Source organism: Tropicimonas sp. TH_r6 (genome assembly GCF_033101155.1).
Taxonomy (GTDB): domain Bacteria; phylum Pseudomonadota; class Alphaproteobacteria; order Rhodobacterales; family Rhodobacteraceae; genus Tropicimonas.
Window position 1 is genome coordinate 392,672 of sequence record NZ_JAWMPX010000002.1, and the last position, 22,569, is coordinate 415,240.

Consider the following 22,569-nt stretch of genomic DNA (forward strand, 5'->3'; position numbering starts at 1 on the left):
TCTTGGTCCAGCGCGTTCTTGGAGACAGGACAATGCCGATGCAGTACCCAGACCGACTGATACCGTTGGCACGGAGCGCCAATGTCGCTCCATTCTTCGGAGACCTGCACAATCACTGTGGGATATCCTATGGTCACGGATCTGTCGAAGATGCGCTCCGGAACGCGACGCTCCAGCTCGATTTCGTTTCCATCACCGGTCACGCCTACTGGCCCGACATGCCCGTGGATGATCCGACCGTCGCCCATATCGTGGCGTTCCATGTCGAGGGATTCGCGCGGTTGGAACGGCTTTGGCCCGGCCATTTCGAGCAGCTTGCCGCCGTGCATAAGCCCGGTGGATTCACCGTCTTTCCCGGATACGAGATGCATTCCAACGCACATGGCGACTATACAATCGTCCTGCAGGACCTCCGCCAACGCGGGATGATCAAGGCCGATACGCCCGAAGGATTGCGTCGCGAACTTGCGGCAGCCTACGGCACGGCCGCCATCGCCTTTCCCCATCACATCGCCTACCGGACCGGCGCGCGGGGGATCAACTGGGAGACATTCGATCCCGCGCTGTCTCCGGTGGTCGAGCTGATCTCGATGCATGGATGCTCCGAGAGCTCGACGACGGACAGGCCCTTCCTGCATTCGATGGGCCCGGGGGACGGCCCGAACACCATCCATGCGGGCTGGAATGCGGGCCATGTTTTCGGGGTGATCGGCGGGACGGATCATCATTCCGGCTTTCCCGGCTCCCACGGCCATGGGCGGGCAGTGGTCTATGCGCGGGAAAACACGTCGGACAGCCTATGGGAGGCAATCCGGGCCCGCCATACCGGTGCGCTCACGGGGGACAATTGCCATCTCTTCGCCCGTTTGGGCGAGGCCATTCCCGGCGATTATGTCGACCCGACCTCGCATGCGGTCCTTCAGGTCGAAGCTCTCGGGGGCGGGGCCATCGACTATATCGACGTGCTGCGAAACGGTCACGTCGTACATCGGGTGACGCCACAGATCACGCCTGCACCGCTCCATCGGGACGCGGCCCGCCTGGAGAGCATCATCATGCTGGAACTCGGCTGGGGCGCGCGAGGAACACAGCATGTCTGGAAAGGAAGTCTTGCAGTCGAAGCTGGTAGTATTGATGCCGTCGAGCCGCGTTTGCGTGGACCGGAGGTCGTTTCGCCGCTGGAAGCCGCGGGGGAGGTCCCGCCCGGCGGAACCGTTCGGCTCGAGGACGGGGAGATCCGTTTCGACATCTGTGCGCAGGCCAATCCCAACAACCAGACGCAAGCGACGCAGGCCCTGGCCGCGCGTGTTCGGCTTTACCCGGATGCGGAGGTCCACCTGCGGACCGGAGAAATCGACATCCGTGTTTCGGCGGACAGGCTGCTTTCGGGGGCCAAGACCGGAAATCTCGGCGGGATCGACACGCCTGCTTTCCGTTTGCACCAGTTGCCCCGGCCCGAGGAGTGGCAATGGACCGGCAAAATCGCGCTGGACCCACTAGAGCGGGGCGATTGGGTGGCTCTGCGGATGCGGCAGCGAAACGGGCAATACTGCTGGAGCAGCCCGTTCTTCTGCCGCTGATCCGACGGGGTCAGATGGCGATTTCGGTCGCGCTGTCGAAGAGGTGGTATTTCGCCGGATCGGCGGCGAGATGAACCGTTTCGCCCGGCCGGACATTGATCCGTTCACGGAAGCTGGCGATGATCTGGTCACTCCCCTTGCGCAGGAAAAGTTCGGTCTCCGATCCCGTGGGTTCGATCACAGCAACCTCCGCCGAGATCGTACCATCGCTCGCCTCGGACACCAGTTTGAGCGCCTCCGGGCGAATGCCCACGGTGACGGTTGGCTTGCCGGACAAGGTCCTGGGCAATTGCAACAGGTCGCCATCATCGAAACGGGCACGGTCCGGTCTGTCCGCCGGCACATCCAGTTCGAAGAAGTTCATCGCGGGCGAGCCGAGGAAGGAGCCAACGAAGCGGTTGGCCGGGTGGTCGTACAGGTCGAGCGGCGCGCCGACCTGCTCGATTTTACCGTCGCGCAGAACGACGATCCGGTCTGCCAGCGTCATGGCCTCGATCTGGTCATGGGTGACATAGACGGTGGTTGTCTGAAGCTTCTGGTGCAACTCCTTGAGCTCGGCCCGCATGCGCACACGCAGCTTGGCGTCGAGATTGGAGAGCGGCTCGTCGAAGAGGAACACGTCCGGCTCGCGCACGATGGCCCGGCCCATGGCGACGCGCTGTCGTTGCCCGCCCGACAGCTCACGCGGGAAGCGCTTGAGATAATCCCCCAGCCCCAGAACGCCGGCAGCGGGTTTGATCCGCTCGGCCTGTTCCTCCGGGCTCTTGCCTGCGAGTTTCAGCGCAAAGCTCATGTTCTGTGCCGAGGTCATATGCGGGTAGAGCGCGTAGGACTGGAAGACCATAGAGATGCCCCGGTCGCGCGCAGGCACGTCATTCACCCGCTTCCCACCGATGAAGAGATCGCCGGAGGAAATCTTCTCCAGCCCGGAGATCATCCGGAGCAAGGTCGATTTTCCGCAGCCAGAGGGGCCGACCAGAACGAGGAATTCGCCTTCGCGGATCGACAGGTCCACCGAATTGATGACCTCGACCGCCCCAAACCGTTTGGAGACGCCTTTCAGTTCAACGGTTGCCATGTGCGGCTCCTTTCCCCTCCGCGTCGAGCGACGCGAAGCTGTAGCTGAGTGTGGAGGTCCAGTTCTCGCCCGGCGCGAGTGTCATGCCGTCGGCACTGGTGCCGTCAGGATTTCGGTCGCAGTTCACCGGCTCGATGGCGACAATGTTGCGACGCGGACGTGGGTCGGACCAGAACTGGACGAAGGGCAGCGCCTGGCGGTCGCCTTCCACGGCAACCGAGAGGCCGCGCCATTGACCGGCCGCGGGGCGTTCGAGCGTGGCGCGAAACCGATCGGCGCCGGCCGGAAAGCTCCTGGCGGGGCCTTGGTCGGCATATCGGCCCTCCGATGGCGGCTCGTGCATCAGCACATCCGCCCCATTCAGAGTGAGCTTTGTTCCATCCCCGACGGCGGGAAAACCGAAATTGGTGTGATAGAGGATCCGGAACGCGGCAGATTCCGGACCGATGTTCTCCACGCAATCCGTCAGGTGAAGCGTGGTTCCGCCGATAGCGGCTTCGATCCGGCGTGTAAGCGAAAAGGACGGACCTCCCAAATGGGCTGATACTATCTCCCCTTCGGCAAAGAGAACCGGCATCGAGGCGTTCCAGTCTTCGCCATGGCTCGTCACCCGCGCAGGCGTCAGCGGAAGCGTCCCGTGAAGAGGCATGCCGTCGCGCGGCTGGCGGACATTGTCCAACCCCCCCGTCAGCAGAAAGCCCGTCAGCGCACGACCGACACCGGTGCCGCCATCGCTGCGTGGGTCGTGAAGCTGCGGCGTGAGCGTGCCTGCAGGGTGCTGCCAGGCCACCGGCATGCCGTGGAACCAGAGCGGGCCGATATCCATCGTCCGATCCGCCAGCACCCAGAAATCCAGCCCCCCGCCGGTGGAAAACGCCAGAACGCGCTGACCGCGCGCCGGACCGTCGTCGAGCGTCATACAGCGCACCGCAGCGAGTTGCCGGCGATCGCCGGTCAACTCGGACAGGCGTGCACGCACATTTGGCACCGGTCCGGGGATCATGCCGCGCCCTCCGCCGGCCGTGAAAGCCCGAGCCGCCGAAAGGCCTCGGGCGGTGCATCGACCTGCGCCATCAACAAGGCGAGAAAACCGGTCATCCGCGCTTCCTCGTCCGGGTTCTGGAGTGGCGTCGCCTGCTCCGGATCTGCTGCGAGATCAAAGAGGACGGTCGTGTCCTCCTTCATGCTCCCCGGCCCATAAGCGCCATGCATCACCGCGCTTTCATGCACCGGCACGCGCAGCACCGGCATATTGCGGGTGAAGGAAAGCGGTGGCGACAGCTCGGCCTGCTCCAACTCGGCATCCGCGAAGAAGTCGAAGATATGGGTGGGCATCAGGGTGTACTGGTAGAGTTCCTGCGTCTTCAGATCGTCGGGGTATCGGAAATAGGTGTAGCGCCCATCCGTGACGTTGGCCGAGCCGCCATAGAAACCGAACAGAACGGCATCATGACCGGGGGCACCGCCGAGCATCGGCAGCAAGGACAGGCCCTGCATCTGGGGCGCGGGCTCGACTTCGAACAGGTCCATGAAGGTGCGGCAGAGATCCGGCGTCTGGGTCAGCGCGTCGATGCGGGTGCCGGGCGTCGGGTTGCGTGGGTCATGCAGGAAAAGCGGAAGATGCGCGAGTTCCTCATAGAGGTTCATCCGGTTCTTGGCCCACCACTCGTGTTCCCCCAGAAGGAACCCGTGATCCGTGGTCACGAAAAGCGCCGTGTCCTTCCAGAGGTCGTCGGCGTCGAAGGCGTCGAGGACGCGGCCCAGCAACGCGTCGCAATGGGCCAGGCTCGCGGCATAGTTCGCGCGCAGTTCGGCCGCTTCTTCCTCGCTCTCGGTGAGCCGGTCATAGGCCGGCCAGTCACGGGTGGGGCCATTCCAACCGGTTCGGAACGGGTCCTTGAAGCGATCCGGCGCCTGGAACGGCTCGTGCGGATCGAAACACTCGATCTGCAGGAACCAGTTGTCGCCGCTCTTGTTTCGCTCGATGAAGTCCAACCCGGCCTGCACCGTCTTGTGCGTCGGAAAGTCCTCCTCCACCCGGATGCGCTCTCGGTTCATCATGTTCATGCGCGGATAGGAGCGCGGGCGTTCCGAGTACTGCTTTTGGTGGAACTGCTGTTTCAGTGCCGCCCAATCGGGACTGGCGACGCCGACCCAGCCATCCCCTTCCTGCCCGCGGATCATGTCGCAACTGTCATAGCGATTGTGATAGGTCGCGCCGCCATCTTCCCAGTAGTGGAAATGGTCGGTGGTCAGGTGGCTATAGGTGCCTTTCTGTTTCATCAGCTCTTCTGTGAAACAGACATCGAATGGCTCCACCGGCCCCCAGCTTCGATGCAGGAAGCCAAGCCGCCCGGTCAGGATGTCCCGCCGCGCCGGCATGCAGGGCATCGAGCCGACATAGTGCTTGTCGAAGGTCGCCGTGCGCGCGGCGAGGCGTTCGAAATTCGGGGTCGGCAGGGTCGTGCCGCCATAGGGCGAGAGCATGTGCCGGTTGAGGCTGTCGAACAGGAGAAAGACGGTGCGCATGGGTGGCTCCTACTTGACGGCACCCGAGGTCAACCCGCGGACGATAAAGCGTTGGGCGACGATCAGGAGAATGAACGCGGGGACGATAGAGAGGGTCGAGGCAGCGGCCATCTCGGTATAGGCGATCGTGTTTTCCTGGGCATATTTGCCGATGCCGAGGGGAACGGTGGCGGTGGCGCGCTGCGAGAGCGTCAGGGCAACCGGGAATTCGTTCCAGGAGAAGATGAAGCAGAGGATGCCGGTGGCCGCGAGGCCGGGGCGCACGATCGGGATGACCACGTAGCGCAGCACCTTGGGTGTCTTCGCGCCGTCGATCTGGGCCGCTTCGACCAGTTCCTTGGGAACGTCCCGGATGAAAACCCCCATCATCCAGAGCGCCATCGGCAAGTTGATCGTCGTGTGGGCGAGGATGATGCCGGCATAGGTGTTGTCGAGCCCGACAGAGCGGAACATCGTGTACCAGGCGCCCGCGAGCGTGATCGGCGGCACCATGTGAAAGATCACGGACCACGCCAGCAGCACGCGCAGAACCCAGTCCGCCCATTGCAGACGATAGAGCGAGAACGCGGCCAGCGTGGCGACCGTGAGCACGATGGAGGTCGAGGAGATCGCGATGATGCTCGAGTTCTTGAAATTCGTGACGAAATCCGAGGTCTTGCCGTTGATGACCGAGTCATAGCTGAAGAGCGTCGGCTCGAAGCGCCATTGCCCCATGAGCAGCGCGATCTGCGTCTTGAAGCTCGCCATGACGATCCAGGCGAAGGGGAAGAGCACGACCAGCGCGAAACCGATTAGCACGGCGTGGCGCAGCAGCGGTCCGGTGCGGGTATACTCGGTCATGCTTCCGGCCCTTTCTTCGTGGCGAAGCGCGAGGCGAGGATGATCAGCGTGGCGATCACGGCGATGGTCGCGAGCGACATGGCGGAGCCATAGCCGGACTGATCCTCGGTGAAGAAACGTCGGTAGATGGTGAAGGAGATGACCTCGGTCGAGGTTCCCGGTCCACCGCCCGTCAGCAGGTAGATCTCGTCGAAAACCTTGAAGGCGAGGATCATGCGGAAGATGAAGGTCACGATGATGGCAGGCATCATCAGCGGCAGGATGATGTGGCGCAGGACCTGCCCCTTGGTGGCGCCGTCGATCTCGGCGGCCTCGAAAATGTCAGTCGGGAGGCTCTCGAGAGAGGCCAGCATCAGAAGGAAGCAGAAGGGCGTCCAGTGCCAGACATCGACGATGATGACCGACATCAACGACAGGTTGGGGTTGCCGAGCCAGTCCACCGGGTTGCCGCCAAGGAACATGATGGTCTGGTTGATGACGCCGAAATCATAGGAATACATCAGTTTCCAGATCGCGCCGATGATGATGCCGGGCACCAGGATCGGCAGGATGAAGACGGCGCGATAGAAGACGCGGAGCCGCGTCACCCGCGTTGTCATCAGCGCCAGCCAGAAGCCGAGGACCATCTGGAAGGCCACGGCGAGGACGGCGAAGATGATCGTGTTCAGGATACCTGCGTTAAAGAGCGTATCTTCGGGAAGCCTGGCATAGTTGCGCGCGCCCACCCATTCCCAGACGGCTTCCCGGTTCAGCCATTCGACGTCATGGAAGCTGAGCGCCAGAAGGTTGAAGAGCGGCAATATCGTCAACAGGACGAAGAGGATCACGGCGGGTGCCAAGGTGGCATAGCGCCAGAAATTGTCCGATTTCATGGGGCAGGTTCCTGCGGCTGTGTGACCGCCCCGCGCGAGGACGGGACGGTCTGGGGAGGATCACTTCAGCTCGTCGAGCATCGGTGCATCATAACCGGCGTCGGTCATGATCTTGGCAATTTCCTTTGCCGCGGTGTTGAGCGCCTCTTTCAGTTCCAACTGCCCGCCGATGGCTTCGTTGAAACGCAGCTCGGTAACCGCGAGAACCTGAGAGGCTTCGGGGATCAGGAAGGTCAGACCAGCGGTCGGGATCGCCTCGGAAAGCGCCTTCATCCAACGAAATTCTTCCGTTTCTGACATCGGGCCTTCCATGACGGCGCGGCTGACCGGGGCAGACCCTGCGCGGGCATAGGCTTCCTGGGCCTCGGGGGTCTGGAACCACGTCAGGAATGCGAGAGCGGCGGCCTTTCGGTCATCGGGCACGTTCTTGGGAACACCGGCAAGCCAGTGGCCCAGCGGGGTGGCCGCCGGAAAATCCTTCGATGCCGGCGTGGCCGCGTAGTTGACATTGCCGACGACGGCCGACTGATTGGGATCGTCGAAGAGGCCGGGCGCGAGCACGGACTGGATATGCGCGGCCTTGCCCGTGGCCATGTTCTGGATCACGTTGGTCTGGGTCTGGCCGGCAGTCGACGGATGGCCCACCTCACTTGCCAACTTGAGATAGGTTTCCATGCCTGCAAGCGTCTCGGGGCTGTTGATGGTGATGGTGAAATCACCGGCCTTCTGATCCTTGAAGATGCCGCCGCCATGCGACCAGATATAGGGGAAGACGTCATAGGTAACGTCGAACGCGCCGCGCTGGCCGCGTTGCGAAATGCCGTAGATCTTCGGCTGGTCGTTGAGCACCTGGGCGTTGGCCATCAGCTCGTCCCAGGTCTTGGGAACTTCCAGCCCGTTCTCTTCGTAGAGATCGGCACGGTAGTGCATGATGAGGATGTTGGGGTTGACCGGAATGGCGGTGAGCTTGCCATCGCCTCCACAAGTCACGGTTTCAGCCGTGGCGTCCCAACAAACCGACTCGTCGAAGTCGTAAATTTCGTCAGAGAGCTTGAACTCCGGATCGATGTCGGTGAGCGCATCCATGAACCCGCCCTTGTAGAACTCGACAAAGAAGCCGGCATTCATGATGAGCAGGTCGAAGGGGCTTTCGTCTGTGCGAACCGCGGTGCGTTGTTTTTCAAGCGAGCCGGCAAAGGGGTTCACATCGAGCTCAACCGTGTTGCCTGTCGTCTCTTCATAGAGTTCGACCACCGATTGGAAGCCCGGGAACCAGGGCGACTGGTTGATGACGATGGTGATCGGCGCTTCTTCGGCCAGTACCGGCGCTGCAAGGGCCGCAGCCATTGCTGTTCCGGCCAGCAGGCTGGCAAAACGAAGCCGCTCACCCAGAAGGTGTTTCTTGGTCATGGATTTCCTCCCACAGATTTCCGAGTCGGCGCTCCTCCGCGCCTCGGACGTAAAGAAACTTTGCCATGTCGGGGCCCATTCGAGAAATGATAAAGCTTACGATCTCCATAGGGATTGGCTATGGCTCAGTTGATCGGTTCCGAAGCGCAAACAGCCTTCAGTATATCTGCCACGAACGCGGCAGCGGGTGTCAGCAACTTGGGTCGGCGAAAGATCAACCCCGCAGCGCGCGAGGAAGCGAGCTCGGGTACGTCGATTTCCACCAGATCGCGCCCTTCCGGGATCCGCATGACAGAGCGGGTTGTGTAGAGCAGCACGTCATGGAACTGGGCAAAGGCCAGCAGGAAGGTTTGCGAGTTGGAATCCACAAGGGGCGTCGGAGGGGATTCGCCAAGGCTGATGACCCGCCCGTCCAGCTTGCGCCGCGCCAGCGTGTGCTGCGGCGGCAAGGCCCAATCCGCTGCCAGCACCTCCTTGGGGGCGATGTTCCTTCGACCGGCAAGGGGATGCTCCGGGCGTCCGATGACAATCAGGGCGTCGTCGGTGAGCGGTTCATAGTCATAGTTCCGCTCGCCCCCGGACAGCGGCTTCTCCGCCACAACGAAATCCAGTGCGCCGTCCTCAAGCCCTTGCAGCAGGCGCTCGTCAAAGCCGCCAGAGATCGAAACCTGCAGCCCAGGTCGCTCTGCCAGAACCGCCGCGACGGCCTCGGGCAGCATGCGCCGCACCCAGGACGGCCCGGCGCCGACACGAACCTGTCCCGCAGAGCCATCGCGCATCGCCTCGACCTCCTCGACCGCGTCGGAGACCTGGGCCGAGACCAGCCGGGCATGGCGCAACAGTCGCTCGCCGATGGGGGTGACCGTCACCCCATGTGCCGTACGCAGGAAGACTTGCGCCTGCAGTTGGTGTTCGAGTTGCTGGATCGCCTTGGACAGCGTTGGCTGCGCAACATTCAGGGCCTCTGCCGCCTTGGAGATGCTCTTCATTTCGGCAGTCCGAAGGAAGTAGTTCAACAACCTGAGATCAATCTTGGAGTTCGCCATGACCGCCACCCGCGCATAGTTTTCTGTGGTTGCAGACGCTCGAACAGTGAGATCCAGCGACCATCCCCCCGTCAGTATCACGCGGGGCGGAGCGAATGTGGAGAAGGGATAGGCCTTGTTCGATCATTTGAACCGGAGGTGTCATTTGTGGACGACCCCGATTTTGCAAGGGATTTCGTGAGGTGAGGTGATCGAAGCTTCTGAAGTCGAGAAACTGGTGCAGAACCTTCGCTGGCACGTATGGCACGGGCAGACGTCCAGCGCGCTTGTTGCAGTGGAAACGTTGTTCAGGTTTGGCATGCGCGCGCAAGATGACCTACGGGGCAATATCTGAAGGCGCCGTGACAACAATGGCACCGAATTAGCGTTCTGGGCACATCTTCAGGCTCAGATCGGGACGTAGACCTGGTTCAGTGAGCCATCCTCACCGAACCAGAAAGGCACCTAGAGAAGACCAATCGGCGGGCCAGACGATGGCTTCCCCGAAAGCGCGACATCCGCAGGATGAAAGATCATGAGCTGAAGCCGATGGAAGAGAGGGGCCGAGCCCCCCACCCTTCACGCAACAGGAGCACCGTTCAGGTATCGTTCACACCTTCAACCCAAAGCGCGCGTGATACGACGAGGCACGAGATACTCGTGCAACGACAGATGCGAGCAGTCGCAGCCGATCCCGGACTGACCAATGCCGATATGGGGCAGGTCGATCTGGTATTTGACGCCGTTGATCTGCACCTCGCCGAAGTGCAGTTGATCGGCGCAGCGATCAGCCTTGGCGGCGTCCTTGGTAAAGACATACGAGGCCAGCCCGGCGTCGGTATCGTTGGCGGCTTCGAGCACGGCCTCTTCGCTCTGGAACTCCATCAGGCTCACAACAGGCCCGAAAATCTCTTCGTGATAGATCCGCATCTGGGGCGTAACACCGCCGAGAACCGTCGGAGCGTAGAAGCTGCCGACTTCGATCCCTTCGGGCTTGCCACCTCCGGCCAGAACCGTCGCTCCCTTGGCGACGGCATCCTGGACCAACGCATCCACGCTGTCCCATTGCCGTTGGTCCACCATCGGTCCCATGTCGATATCGGCGGACGGGTCGAAACCGACCTTCACGGCCCTGGCCCGCGCGACCACCTTGGCGGTGAATTCCTGCGCAACCGGGCTTTCCACGAACACCCGGTTCGGCGTCACGCAGATCTGCCCTGCATTGGCAAACTTGACGCCGCAGACAATGTCCGCCGCCAGGTCCAGATCGGCATCGGCAAAGACCAGAGCAGGGGCGTTCCCGCCGAGCTCCATCGAGTAGCGTTTGATCGAGCTGGCACCGACCTTCATGATGTGCTTGCCGGTATTGGTGGAGCCGATCAGTGTCAGCATTGCCGGAATTGTCGAGGCCGAGAGGTGGTCGCCGATCTCGGCGCCGGGGCCGCAGATGACGTTGACCACGCCGGCCGGCAGGCCGATCTTCTCGCACAATTCACCGACCGCATAGGCCGATAGTGGTGTCTGCGACGAGGGTTTGATGATGATCGGGCAGCCAGCGGCCATCGCCGGGCCAATCTTGTAGGCGAGGTTCAGCAGCGGGAAGTTCCACGCAAGGAAGGCGACGACCACGCCCACGGGCTCATGCACCAGCTTGTGCTCATGCGTGCCCTGCAGGTCCGGCAGCGTCTCCGGGCGGATGCGCTGGATCTCCTCGGCGAAGAAATGCAGCGCATCTATCAGCATCTGCGTGTCTTCCCGCGCGTTCTTCAGGCTCTTGCCCATCTCCTGCTGAATACAGTCCAGAAGATGCCCCTCATTGGCGATCACTTCATCGCGCAGCTTCTCCATCCAGGCTGCGCGTTCGGCGATGGGGGTCTTCGACCAGACCGGCAGCGCAGCCTTGGCGGCTTGAAGCGCGGCCTCGGCCTCGACCGACGACGCCCACGCGACCTGCCCGATGATTTGCTCGGTTGCCGGGTTGTCGATGTCGCGCGGGCCCGTTCCGTCCACGAGCTTTCCGCCGATGTACATTTTCTTGGTCAGGTTCATTCTGTTTCTCCCGTTCGTGGAGCTGACGACACACCCATACAGGCGGCGCTGCGACTTGCGTTGGATAACGTGGTCGAGCCCGTCGACCACCCCTGTTCTCAGTTTGCCCGAGCCCCGGTGAGGACCGGACTTCCCATCACGATGGCCGCCAGGATCATCAGCCCAACCACGAAGGTTTGATAATAGGCGGAAATTCCCAGAAGGATGATCGAATTCGCCACCAGCCCGAGCAGAATTGCCCCCAGAACGGTGCCCATCACCGTCCCGCGGCCACCAGTCAGGGCGGTGCCGCCCATGACAACGACGGCAATCGCATCGAGCTCGTACCAGCTGCCCGCGAAGGGTTCGGCGGCTGACATCGAGGCCGCAAGGGTCAGGCCCGCCAGCCCGGCCAGCATGCCCATCATCACGTAGGAGCCGAGTTTCAATCGCTTCACCCGGATGCCGGCAGTGTAGAGGCAGCGTTCATTTCCACCCAACCCCTGCAGGAGCCGGCCCGTGGTTGTCTTGTTCAGCACATAGGCCGCAACCAGCGCGGTCAGCCCCGCCACGATCACAGCGCGCGGGATGCCGAAGGTAAAGCCCGAGAAAACCTCGATGAAACGCGGATCAAAACCCATGATCGTGCGTCCACTGGACGTGATGAAGACCAGTCCGCGCACCGCCAGCATGGTTCCCAGTGTCGCGATGAAGGCCGGCAGGCCGATCAGCGCCACGAGGATCCCGTTCACCAGGCCGATTGCCGCGCCCACGGCGACGCCGAAGACAATCGCGCCGTAGGGGCCGAAACTCGCGTCCCAGCCGTTCTGGAAGTAGATCGCAGCGCCCACGGCCGAGAGCCCGACCGTGGAACCGACCGACAGGTCGATCCCCTCGGACGTGATCAGGAGCGTCATGCCCGACGCGATGATCAGGTTGATCGAAACCCGGTTCGCCAGGTTGATCATGTTCTGCGAGGTCATGAAGGATTCAGACAGGATCGTCATGGCGACAGCCACGAGCAGAATGACCGGAAGAAGCTGCAGGTGGTGATCCTGAATGAAGCCAAATGCCTTGTTCTGCGAGTTCATTCTGCTGCCTCCATCGGCGTGTCGGACGTGGCCGTGCCGAATTCCAGCGCCATCAGGCCGGCATAATCAAGCGCGCCCTTGGCATAGGGGCCAAGGAACCCATAGGAAGTCAGGACGTAGAGCTTGTCGCATACACCCAGCACTTCCTGCGGCTCGGACGAAAACAGGATCGCCGCCTTTTGCTCTGCAACCAGGTCACCGATCAGCCGATAAACCTCGGCCTTGGCCCCGATATCGATGCCCTTTGTCGGCTCGTCCAGCAGCAGCACCTCGGCCTCGGAACAGAGCTGGCGGATGATCACCACCTTCTGCTGGTTGCCGCCTGAAAGATGGTTCGCGTCGCGACCGAGATACTCGGTGCGCATGTTCAGCTTGTCTTTCATGTCGAGGCCAAGCTGGCGCTCCCGATCCTTCTCGATCCGCCCCAACCGCGAGAGTTTCTTGAGGCTGGTCAGCGTCATGTTGGCCAATGCGGTCAGTTCCAGCACCAGCCCTTCGGCCCGGCGGTCTTCCGAGACCAGTCCGATCTTGTTCTTCAGAGCGTCCACGGGGGAGCGCAAGGTGATCGAACGACCTCTCAGACGCAGCTCGCCCTCCACCACGGGCCTGAGCCCGGAGAGGACATGGGCAAGCTCCGTCTTGCCAACCCCGGCCAACCCCGTAATGCCGACAACCTCGCCGGCATGCGCCTGAATGGAAATCGGATGGGTCTTGCGACCCTGGAACGTGCTGATGACAACCTTGTCGGTCTCCAGCATCAGCTCCCCGACATGGGACACCGTCCGCGCAAATTCGTTGGCAACGGCACTGCCGACCATGGCGGCCACCAGCTTGTCCTTGGTCAGCGTGTCGTCGTTGATGAAGTTGCCGACATGTTCCCCATCGCGCAACACCACGATGCGATCGCAGATCTCCAGCATCTCTTCCAGACGGTGCGAGATGAAGACGCTCGCCTTGCCTTCGCCCTTCAGCTTTTTCAGCAGCTTGAACAGGGATTGCGTCTCTTCGCCGGTGAGGGAGGCCGTGGGCTCGTCCATGACGAACACATCGCCCCCCTGCATTACCCGCCGGGCAATGGCCACCATCTGCTGGGAGCCCTTGGGAAGGTTGCCGGTCAGGTGTTCCGGATCGACCTGCTGGCTGTCCAGCTCGGCCAGGATCGCCCGCGTATCGGCCAGCATCTGGCGTTTGGACAGGCCGAAAGCGCCGCTTTCCTCATGGCCGAGGAAGATGTTCTCGACAACGGTCAGCTCGTCAACCAGCAACACCTCCTGCGGAATCATTGCGATCCCTTCGGCCTGTGCAGCCTGCGGCCCAGAGAACTCGACCGGCTTGCCGTGCATCACGATATCGCCCGAGGTTGGCTGCTCGATTCCGCACAGAATGCGCATCAGGGTGGACTTGCCGGCGCCGTTCTCGCCGATCAGCCCGAGGATCTCCCCCTCGCCAATCTCGAAATCCACCTCTTTGAGGGCGCGCGTTCCGGCGTATTGCTTGCAGATCTTGCTGGCTGTCAGGATGTTTTTCATCACGACACCTTCTTGCGGTTGGTCAACACGTCGAGGGTGACAGCGCCAACGATGATGCCGCCGATGGCAACCTGCTGCCAGGCCGTCGGAACACCGGAGATGTTCAACCCCGAGCGCATGGTGGCGAGGATCAGGCAGCCCATCAGCGTGCCAAACAGGCGCGCGCGGCCCCCGGCCATGGTGTTACCACCGATGATCGGCGCGGCCATCGCTTCCAGCCACTCGGTGGACAGGCCCGCGGTGGGCTCGGCGGCATCGAAGGAGGCCGTCAGCGTGTATCCGGCAAGCACCGCCATGATGCCCTGGAAGGCATAGACGCCGATGCGCAGCGCATTCACCCGCACGCCGCAGATGTAACAGGTGTTCTCGTTGCCGCCGATGCCTCGGATCTGGATGCCAAGCCGCGTGCGGTGCATCACCAGCATGGTCAACAGCAGCCCGCCGAGCCCGATGACCATGACCATCTCGTCCTTGAACGCAGAGGTGAAGGCTTCGGGAAGGTCGAATGCGGGCGAGCCGCCGGAAATGATCAGCGTCATTCCGCGGGCAAGGCTCAGCATTGCCAGCGTGGCGATGAAGGGTTGCAGCTTGAGATAGGAGATGATCGAGCCATTGAAGGCGCCGATCCCAGCCCCCAGCAACAGCCCGGCCATCGCGGCCGGAAGGACGGGCGTCCCGAGGTTCATCAACGTCGCCGCCACCATCGAGGACAGCGCCAACGTGGCGCCGATCGACACGTCGATGCCGCCCGTGGCGATCACCAGCGTCATGCCGGTTGCCATGATGAGCGTGAAGGAGGCGTTTGTGAGAATGCGCTCAAGGACGAGTGTATTCAGGAAGTAGGGAGAAGCCTGGCTGAAGATCAACACCAGGATCGCCAGTGCGAGGATCAGGCCCCAGCTCTCGCGCAAGGCGCGCCAGGAAAGCCGAAACATGCTCTCGATGGCAGCGGGAAGCATGGTGATCAGCCCGGAGCTTTCGCGGCCTGCGCCGCCGATAATTCGTGCGTCTGTCATCGGGAACACCTCTCAAGACGGATGACCCGGGGCACGCTGGAGAACACACGCGCCCCGGGGCAATCAAGCTGTCGGATCAGTTGGTCAGCTTGGCCATGCCGGAATAGTACCGGCCGTAATTGGCGATCTTGTCGTCGATGTTCGACTTGTCCCAGATCTCCTGGTTGGCAAAGAGCGTCTCGGGGATCTTGTCGCCCATGCCTTCAAGATGGAGGATCGCGGCTTCGATCGTGTTGTAGCCGTTTTCATACTGCATGAAGGCCACGGACGCGGTCAGTTCGTCATTCTGGATCGCGGTAACCGCGTCCGGAATACCGTCGCAGCCCATGACGATCATGTCGCCCAGCTTGCCAGCGTTCTTCAGCGCCTGGATCGCACCGAGAGCCATGTTGTCGTTGGAGGCGGAGAGGCACTTGATGTCGGGATTGGCCTGGATCATGTCTGCAGCCACGTCCATCGCCTTCTTGCGGTCCCAGTCGGCGGGCAGCACGGCGACGCTTTCAAGTTGCGGGAACTTGGCCAACTCTGTCTCGTAGCCTTCAAGGCGCTGCGTGGCCGCGGTCGACCCTGGGAAGCCCATGATATGGGCGATCTGGCCGCCTTCATCGCCCAGCTTCTCCGCACAGTAGCGCACGTGGTGGCGCATCTGCTCGGCCCAGTCGGTCGAGATGAAGGAGATGATGTCGATATTGTGCTTTTCCTGATCTTCCTTCGAGATATAGGCGTCATTCACGTTGATCAGCGGAATGCCCATCTTGGTCGCACGCGCGGCGGGTTCCAGCAGGTTCGATGTCGAGGACGGGTTCACAGCGATCAGGTCGAACTGGCGCACCAGCATGTCTTCCATCAGCTGTTTCTGGATCAGCAAATCCGTCTCGCCGGGCGCGGCAAAGAACTCGACCTTCACGCCATACTTGTCCGCGGCGTCCTGGAAACCGTTCTTCAGGTCGATGAAATAGTCGTTGTTGAAGGTCTTGAGGATGACACCGATCCGGTATTCCTTGCTGGGCACCGGAATCTCGCCGAAGCGCTCGTAGAGCGCCATGCGGTCTTCACCGGCGGCAACCGGAGCGGCAATGCCGAAGGTCGCGGCGACAGCCATAAGAGAAACGGTTTTTGTGAGTTTGGACAGCATCGGAATCCTCCCTTGATGCCTGGACTTGGCAATACGCATCCACACGCCCGGAAAGCTCCGAGCGTCTTCTGCGGACTGACATTGAATCGAATGGCTTTCGCCTGGTGGTCCGGTCGGACAGCTTGTCATGGCGCTGCGAGTCGGACGTAATCTCCCTCTCTCGATAGCAGTGAGCTGGTACGGATCCGGAGTCTCAAGCGGGGCTCAACCGCATATCGCGCGGTTGAGTCGGTCCCGTTCGGCCATCGGACCATCGACAGCTCAATTCATGCGACATATGTAAACATATGATGTTTAGCGGGTCCAGAGTTTTATCGCCTCCCGCGCCCTGCAACCGGAGAGCACGACGGTGGTCGCGTCTGGCATTCAGATTAATGGTATGAAACAATAAGACAAATGACGCTTCTCTGGCGGAACGCCCAATCGACATCCATGACCTTGCCGGCATCGGCCCCATAACGGCCCCAAAACGGCAGAATCACCAGGACGCGATTGGCTCTGCCCTACTTGATTGTGCAGGGATGCCACTTTATCGCTTGCTCAATGCGTTAAGCTTTCTGCCGCATGAAGCAATGCGCCCGCGTGTTCCAAGCCGCGTCACCGCAAGAACGAGATAGACTCTCTAAACATCGTATGTTTATATAAATATCATGAATGAGCTCCTCTACTACGACCTGAAACAGACCTCCGGCTTGACCCACAGCCTTTCGGCGCAGGTGTCTCGAGAACTCGGCCGCAAGATCGTTTCAGGGCATTACCGTCCCGGTGACCTGCTGGAAGACGAGGCCGCTCTGGCCGACCGCTACCGTGTCAGCCGTTCCGTCATTCGCGACGCGGTGAAGGTCCTGGTTGGCAAGGGGTTGCTCGAAGTCCGTCGCGGCATCGGGACCCGGGTTCGCAACAGGAACAACTGGGGTCTGCTGGATGATGACGTTCTGGCCTGGCACCAGGCGGCTCCCCCAAACCCGGATCTGCTGCGGCAGTTGATGGACATCCGGCGGGTGATCGAACCCAAGGCCGCACGATGGGCCGCCGAACTGGGCAGCGAAGAGGCCCATGCAGAGATCGCCGCGTCGCAAGACAGCATGGAGCAGGAAAAGGGCTCCATCGAGGATTACATCATCGCGGATGCCCGCTTCCACCGGGCGCTCCTGCGGTCTGCTGGCAACGACTTCCTGCGGGCGATGGAAGGGGTTATCTTCACCGCCCTGCTCAACTCGATCCGCCTGACCAACAAGGATCCGCGCGACAATGCGGCGTCGATCCCGTTTCACCGGGCGATCACGGATGCCGTTCTTGCGCGAGATGGAGATTCCGCCGAAGCGAGCATGGAAGAACACCTTGAGGATGCCTGGCAACGACTCCAGGACTACATGAAAGAGACGTAGGGAGATTGATCGGGAGAGCCGGGCCTGCGATCTGACAAGGGTGCCTTCAGCGCCCTATATCGAATCTGGATCGGAGTTCCCCGGGAACGCCGTGGTTTTCCGAACCAGACGGCCGTTTGCCACCCGGAGCCTTGAAGGCATAGCCAGCGGCAAGCCAGAGGACGTGTAACATGGAAACAGCCCAATGGATCGCCGCGGATTGGGGAACCTCCAATCTAAGGATCTGGGCCATGGGAGCGGCGGGGGAGCTGCTCCACCACAGTTCATCCGAAAACGGCATGGGAACCCTTGAGCGCGCGGAGTTCGAACCAGCCCTCCTGGCGCTTGTCGGCGACCTGCTCCCGAAAGATACGGTGACGCCAGTCATCTGCTGCGGGATGGTCGGAGCCCGGCAGGGCTGGCACGAGGCGCCCTACATGTCGCTCCCCTGCCTCACACCAGAACCTTCCGCCTGCGCTGTTGCCCCGACATCGGACCCGCGCCTTGATGTGCGTATCCTGCCCGGCGTCAAACAGGACAGCCCAGCCGATGTCATGCGCGGAGAGGAGACGCAGATCCTCGGGTTTCTCAGGTTGGAACCAGGCTTCGAAGGCATCCTGTGTTTGCCGGGAACCCATACGAAATGGGTTGAAATTGCCGGTGGAAAGATCCGCTCGTTTCGAACCTGCATGACGGGTGAGGTCTTTGCCCTTCTGAGCAAATCCTCGGTGCTTCGGCATTCGGTCACGGGCACGGGTTGGGACGAAGCCGAGTTTGATGACGTGGTACGCAAGGCGACAGCGACGGCCCCTGGCGAGACCCCTGCCCTGCTCGACAGCCTGTTTTCCATCCGCGCGGCAGACTTGCTGCATGGCGTGCCACCGGCGGCCGCGCGGGCGCGGCTCTCTGGCTTGCTGATAGGCGCCGAAATCGCCGGTCTGCGTTCTATGTTGGACGGGCGTCCGACCGCACTGCTCGGGACCCAAGCCCTGTCGGACCTTTACCGCACTGCACTCTCGTTGGCCGGGCACCCAGCCCAAGCCGTTGATGCAGACGCAATTACGCTTTCCGGCCTGACGGCCGCCTTTGCTTCTCTCAAGGAGACTTTTTCATGGACCGCCCCCTGATTGCCATCCTGCGTGGCGTAACCCCGAACGAGGTGGTCGCCATCGGTCAGGTGCTGCTTGACTCCGGCATCACCCGAATGGAAGTGCCGCTGAACTCGCCCGATCCGTTGGACAGCATCGCCCGATTGGCCGGTGCCGTTGGCAATGACGCGCTTGTGGGCGCGGGAACGGTGCTGTCCGAAGAGGACGTTCACGCGGTTGCCGAATCCGGAGGCCGGATGATCGTTTCACCAGATTGCAATCCGGCCGTGATCTCCGCCGCAAAAGCCGGTGGCATGAAGTCCTATCCTGGGGTCTTCACCCCGAGCGAGTGTTTCGCGGCGCTGCGGGCCGGTGCGGATGGGTTGAAGCTTTTCCCGGCTTCCCTGATCGGCCCAGCCGGGCTCGGCGCGCTTCGAGCCGTCCTGCCCGCTGACACGGAAACCTATGCTGTCGGCGGTGCTGGCCCGGCGAATTTCGCAGAGTGGTTGAAGGCCGGGATAACCGGGTTCGGAATTGGAACCAGCCTCTACAGCCCGGGTTTCTCCGCCGACGATGTCCGCGCCCGCGCGCAGGAAATGGTAGAAGCCTATGATGCGGGCATCGCGCTGCGGTGAAACGTCTGGCACGGCCTGTTCAAGCGTGACAGGCCGCATCCAGGTCTCTTCGGGCGCTTGCCGTCAGACTTCGTATTTCGCGATCACATCCGGATCCGGTTCGACACCGATACCGGGGCCTTGCGGGATCGCGACCCGGCCCGTGCGGGCGACCTGGCCCTGGATGTCCAGCGGCTCCTTCAGAAGCTCGTCACGGAAACGGTTCTCGGTCGTGTCGAATTCCAGCATCGGCTCCCAGGGGAACAGCCCGCCCGGCATCGGCGGCATCGCCGCCAGAAGCTGCAGGTTCGTCGCCACCGAAATCGCCGAGCCCCAGACGTGGTTTGCCACCGGTGTGAAATGCGCATGCGCCAGCGCCAGCACCCGCAGGTACTCGGTGATCCCGCCAAGCGCGCAGACCTCCGGCTGGGCGATATCCAGCCCACGGTTCTCGAGGATCTGCCGCCAGCCCCAGCGGTTGAATTCCGCTTCGCCGCCCGAGATGTTCACCTTCAGCCCAGCCCGCAATTCGCGATAGCCATCAAGGTCTTCCGGCGCCACCGGCTCCTCGAACCAATAGGCGCCAAGCTCCTCCAGCGCGCGCCCGACATAGAACGCATCGGCCGTCATGTAAGCGTGGTTTGCATCCGCCATGAACGGGAAGTCGTCGCCCACACCGCGGCGAACCGCCTCCGCCAGGATCACGTCGTCCTGGGGTCCCTGCCCGATCTTCATCTTGGTCGCGGCAAAGCCCATGTCCTTGATCGCCGCCGCCTCGTCGACGAACCGCGCCGCCATATCGGCCGTGCTCTCGGGGCGCAGCATCATGCCATAGCCATAGGCCGTCACGCTTGTCCGATGCGCCCCGCCGATCAGCTTGTGAACCGGCAATCCGGCGATCTTGCCCGCGAGATCCCACAGCGCGATGTCGACACCCGAAAGCGACTGCATCGGCATGCCCTTCTGGCCGTGGTCGCGCATCAGGTTGTAGACCTTGTGCCAGATCACGTCGCGATCCAGCGGGTCCATGCCGAGGATCATCGGCGCGATGACGCCTTCGACGATGCCCTTGTTGGCCAGCGCGATATTGCCAGGGCCAAAACACTCGCCCCAGCCGATCAACCCCTCATCGGTCACAATCTCCACCAGATGGGCGGAGCGCTTGCTGTAATACTGCTGCGAATACCCAAGCACCTCGGGCATATCGCATTGCAGAACGTGGCTGCGGACCGAGACAATCTTCATTTGGTTTCCTTTTGAGGTCGGGCGGTCCGTTCAGTCGAACAGGGTCGCGATGTTCTTCTTGATGCTGTCGCCGATATAGAGAGTGAGAGCCTGAATTGTGGAGGTCGGGTTCACTGCGCCGGCTGTGACAAAGATCGACGCGTCGACGATGAAGAGGTTCTTCACGTCATGACAGCGTCCCCAGCCATTTACCACCGAGGTCGCCGGATCGTTGCCCATCCGCGCGGTTCCCATCTGGTGCCAGCCTGCCCGGCGCCAGACCTTGCCGTCGCGCCCACCGCCATCGGCAACGATCTCCCTTGCGCCAGCGGCCAGCAACGCCTCGGCCGCGCGCGCTTCACCATGGGCGAACATCTTGAGCGTGTTTTCACCGATCTTGTAGGTGATCTTCGGTGCCGGGATGCCGTCGCTATCGGTCAGATCCGGGTCGAGTGTGACACAGTTATGTTCCTCGGGCAGATCCTCGGTGACGATGGTCAGCCCCGCGATGTAGGGGAAGACATCGTCCATCCGCTTGCGATGCTCCGCCCCCCAGGGGATCGGGTCGTCAACGCCGTAGCCACCAAGCGCATAGGTTGCGGGCGGGTGCGACCGCCCGGCATGCAGACCATATCCGCGAACGAAATCGCGGTTCGGATCGGTCTCGTAGAATTCCTGGCTCAGGATCGAGCAGGCAACCGGCCCCTTGAAGCCATCCATCGGTTCGTCAAAGCGCCCGGTGACGCCGGACAACGGGTGGAACATCAGGTTCTTGCCGACCATGCCGCTCGAATTGGCCAGCCCGTCCGGAAAGAGCTTGGAGACCGAGTTGAGCAGCAGCCGTGGCGTTCCAACACCGTTGCAAGCGACCACAACCATTTCGGCGAGTTGTTCGTGCACATTGCCGTCGCGGTCATGATAGCGCACCCCCTTGGCGAAGCCGTCATCGCCAACGATGATCTCGCGCACGCGGGCGCCAGTCCGAAGCTCCACCCCGGCCCGCTCAAGCATCGGCCAGTAGGTGATATCCGTACTCGCCTTCGCGCCGGCGGCGCAGCCAAGATCACAGGTGCCGGCGTTGACGCATTTGCTGCGCCCGTCATTGTCGCGAGACAGGATCGCCACATCGGAGGGCCACCAGTGCCAGCCGAGCTCGTTGAACCCTTTCGCCAATGTCTGGCCGAGCTTGCCGATCGGGATTGGCGGGTTGGGCGGGGTGTAGGCCGGATAAGCCGGGTTCCCCGCCAGTCCTGAGACGCCCATGATCCGGTCGTTCTCCTCGAAGAACGGCTCCAGCGTGGCGTAATCCACCGGCCAGTCCTCGGCGACACCGTCGAGGCTCCGCGTTCGGAAATCCGACGGCTTCATCCGCGGCCAGTGGCCAAGATAGTTGATCGTCGAGCCGCCGACAGCGTTGTAGTTCACCGGCATGATCGGGCTGTCATCGGCATTGATCGGATAGTCTTCGCGCAAACCACGCACGTTGGGATCGCAGGAGAATTTGCCGTATCGGGCGAGTTCATAGTCGTCCCGACGCGACGGAAAATCCTTGTCGAAGATCCAGTCGCCCTGCTCAAGACACAGGATATGCATTCGTGTTTCCACCAGCGACCAGGCGATGGCCGCTCCAGAGGCGCCTGCACCGATTATCAGCACGTCAACGGGTTGGTTTTTCATCGTGTTTCCTCCCGCCTCAGGCGTCGCGATAGCATTGGCCGCGTGAGCGGACAGGCGCGGTAAGATCTGCCATCAGGTCTTCGGGCTCGATTGGAACGTCATAGCCATCGGGATGCACCGGCTTGGCCGACAAACCCAGCAGCGCGCGGATGTCGGGGCGGCTGTAATAGCCCATATAGGCAAGCCTTTGCAGCAGCTTGAAGAATTCGGGCTGTTCGGTTTCGATCCGGACCACGGCATCGGCGGACCCGGCACCAATCTCGGTTGCTTGGGCCAGCCCCCTGGCGAAAGGCGATTGCAGGGTTGGATCCTCGTCGAGAGCATGGGCGACGAACGCTGCGACACCGATGGATCCAGCGGCAGGAACCGAACCGTCATCACTGGATGGAATAAGCTGGTTCAGCAGGGCGTCGATCAGCGCACGCTCATCGGCACTCCACAGTGAGGCAGCATGGTCTGCCATGAT

General features: G+C 62.0%; 19 protein-coding genes. 4 read left to right on the top strand and 15 right to left on the bottom strand.

Going from position 1 to position 22,569, the window contains the following annotated elements:
• Nucleotides 1-38 precede the first annotated feature (38 nt).
• Complete coding sequence (locus R3X27_RS03860; protein WP_317707505.1) at nt 39-1,580, top strand: hypothetical protein; 1,542 nt, start codon at nt 39-41, stop codon at nt 1,578-1,580.
• A 10-nt stretch (nt 1,581-1,590) separates the two neighbouring features.
• Here the strand turns inward: R3X27_RS03860 and R3X27_RS03865 are convergent, their stop codons facing one another.
• The 12 genes from R3X27_RS03865 to R3X27_RS03920 all read right to left on the bottom strand — a co-directional run bounded on the left by R3X27_RS03865 (nt 1,591) and on the right by R3X27_RS03920 (nt 16,133).
• Complete coding sequence (locus R3X27_RS03865) at nt 1,591-2,658, bottom strand: sn-glycerol-3-phosphate ABC transporter ATP-binding protein UgpC (RefSeq protein WP_317707506.1); 1,068 nt, start codon at nt 2,656-2,658, stop codon at nt 1,591-1,593.
• Nucleotides 2,645-3,661: a DUF4432 family protein gene (locus R3X27_RS03870; protein WP_317707507.1), complete on the bottom strand. Its 1,017-nt coding sequence runs from the start codon at nt 3,659-3,661 to the stop codon at nt 2,645-2,647. Before R3X27_RS03870 ends, R3X27_RS03865 begins: the two co-directional genes overlap by 14 nt.
• Nucleotides 3,658-5,187 carry a sulfatase gene (locus tag R3X27_RS03875; protein WP_317707508.1) on the bottom strand — a complete coding sequence of 510 codons (1,530 nt, stop codon included), beginning with the start codon at nt 5,185-5,187 and terminating at the stop codon, nt 3,658-3,660. Before R3X27_RS03875 ends, R3X27_RS03870 begins: the two co-directional genes overlap by 4 nt.
• A 9-nt stretch (nt 5,188-5,196) precedes the next feature.
• Complete coding sequence (locus R3X27_RS03880; RefSeq protein ID WP_317707509.1) at nt 5,197-6,027, bottom strand: carbohydrate ABC transporter permease; 831 nt, start codon at nt 6,025-6,027, stop codon at nt 5,197-5,199.
• Complete coding sequence (locus tag R3X27_RS03885) at nt 6,024-6,899, bottom strand: sugar ABC transporter permease (RefSeq protein ID WP_317707510.1); 876 nt, start codon at nt 6,897-6,899, stop codon at nt 6,024-6,026. The genes R3X27_RS03880 and R3X27_RS03885 overlap by 4 nt, the downstream gene beginning before the upstream one ends.
• A gap of 60 nt (nt 6,900-6,959) precedes the next feature.
• The gene (locus R3X27_RS03890; RefSeq protein WP_317707511.1) at nt 6,960-8,309 is read right to left on the bottom strand and encodes an extracellular solute-binding protein; all 1,350 of its coding nucleotides are present in this window, start codon (nt 8,307-8,309) and stop codon (nt 6,960-6,962) included.
• A 125-nt stretch (nt 8,310-8,434) separates the two neighbouring features.
• On the bottom strand, nt 8,435-9,355 hold the full coding sequence (locus tag R3X27_RS03895) for a LysR family transcriptional regulator (protein WP_317707512.1): 921 nt from the start codon (nt 9,353-9,355) through the stop codon (nt 8,435-8,437).
• A 597-nt stretch (nt 9,356-9,952) separates the two neighbouring features.
• On the bottom strand, nt 9,953-11,383 hold the full coding sequence (locus R3X27_RS03900; RefSeq protein ID WP_317707513.1) for an aldehyde dehydrogenase family protein: 1,431 nt from the start codon (nt 11,381-11,383) through the stop codon (nt 9,953-9,955).
• A gap of 98 nt (nt 11,384-11,481) precedes the next feature.
• Nucleotides 11,482-12,453 (bottom strand): ABC transporter permease, encoded by a 972-nt coding sequence (locus R3X27_RS03905; protein WP_317707514.1) that lies wholly within the window; start codon nt 12,451-12,453, stop codon nt 11,482-11,484.
• Entirely contained in the window at nt 12,450-13,982 is a 1,533-nt protein-coding gene (locus R3X27_RS03910) for a sugar ABC transporter ATP-binding protein (RefSeq protein ID WP_317707515.1), read from the bottom strand. Before R3X27_RS03910 ends, R3X27_RS03905 begins: the two co-directional genes overlap by 4 nt.
• Nucleotides 13,982-14,998, bottom strand: coding sequence for an ABC transporter permease (locus R3X27_RS03915; RefSeq protein WP_317707516.1), 1,017 nt, complete (start codon nt 14,996-14,998; stop codon nt 13,982-13,984). Before R3X27_RS03915 ends, R3X27_RS03910 begins: the two co-directional genes overlap by 1 nt.
• 76 nt (nt 14,999-15,074) lie before the next feature.
• On the bottom strand, nt 15,075-16,133 hold the full coding sequence (locus R3X27_RS03920) for a substrate-binding domain-containing protein (RefSeq protein ID WP_317707517.1): 1,059 nt from the start codon (nt 16,131-16,133) through the stop codon (nt 15,075-15,077).
• A gap of 650 nt (nt 16,134-16,783) precedes the next feature.
• On the opposite strand from R3X27_RS03920, the gene R3X27_RS03925 reads away from it, so the two are divergent.
• From R3X27_RS03925 to R3X27_RS03935, 3 genes are all read left to right on the top strand, one after another.
• The gene (locus tag R3X27_RS03925; protein WP_317707518.1) at nt 16,784-17,521 is read left to right on the top strand and encodes a FadR/GntR family transcriptional regulator; all 738 of its coding nucleotides are present in this window, start codon (nt 16,784-16,786) and stop codon (nt 17,519-17,521) included.
• Between the two features lie 170 nt (nt 17,522-17,691).
• The gene (locus R3X27_RS03930) at nt 17,692-18,627 is read left to right on the top strand and encodes a 2-dehydro-3-deoxygalactonokinase (RefSeq protein WP_317707519.1); all 936 of its coding nucleotides are present in this window, start codon (nt 17,692-17,694) and stop codon (nt 18,625-18,627) included.
• Nucleotides 18,612-19,223: a 2-dehydro-3-deoxy-6-phosphogalactonate aldolase gene (locus R3X27_RS03935; protein ID WP_317707520.1), complete on the top strand. Its 612-nt coding sequence runs from the start codon at nt 18,612-18,614 to the stop codon at nt 19,221-19,223. The genes R3X27_RS03930 and R3X27_RS03935 overlap by 16 nt, the downstream gene beginning before the upstream one ends.
• Before the next feature lie 63 nt (nt 19,224-19,286).
• On the opposite strand, the gene R3X27_RS03940 is transcribed toward R3X27_RS03935, so the two are convergent.
• Genes R3X27_RS03940 through R3X27_RS03950 form a run of 3 tightly spaced genes read right to left on the bottom strand, consistent with a single transcriptional unit; the run spans nt 19,287 to nt 22,566 of the window.
• The gene (locus tag R3X27_RS03940) at nt 19,287-20,447 is read right to left on the bottom strand and encodes a mandelate racemase/muconate lactonizing enzyme family protein (RefSeq protein ID WP_317707521.1); all 1,161 of its coding nucleotides are present in this window, start codon (nt 20,445-20,447) and stop codon (nt 19,287-19,289) included.
• 30 nt (nt 20,448-20,477) lie between these two features.
• Nucleotides 20,478-22,103 (bottom strand): GMC family oxidoreductase, encoded by a 1,626-nt coding sequence (locus R3X27_RS03945; RefSeq protein ID WP_317707522.1) that lies wholly within the window; start codon nt 22,101-22,103, stop codon nt 20,478-20,480.
• 16 nt (nt 22,104-22,119) lie between these two features.
• Entirely contained in the window at nt 22,120-22,566 is a 447-nt protein-coding gene (locus R3X27_RS03950; RefSeq protein WP_317707523.1) for a gluconate 2-dehydrogenase subunit 3 family protein, read from the bottom strand.
• Between the last annotated feature and the right edge of the window lie 3 nt (nt 22,567-22,569).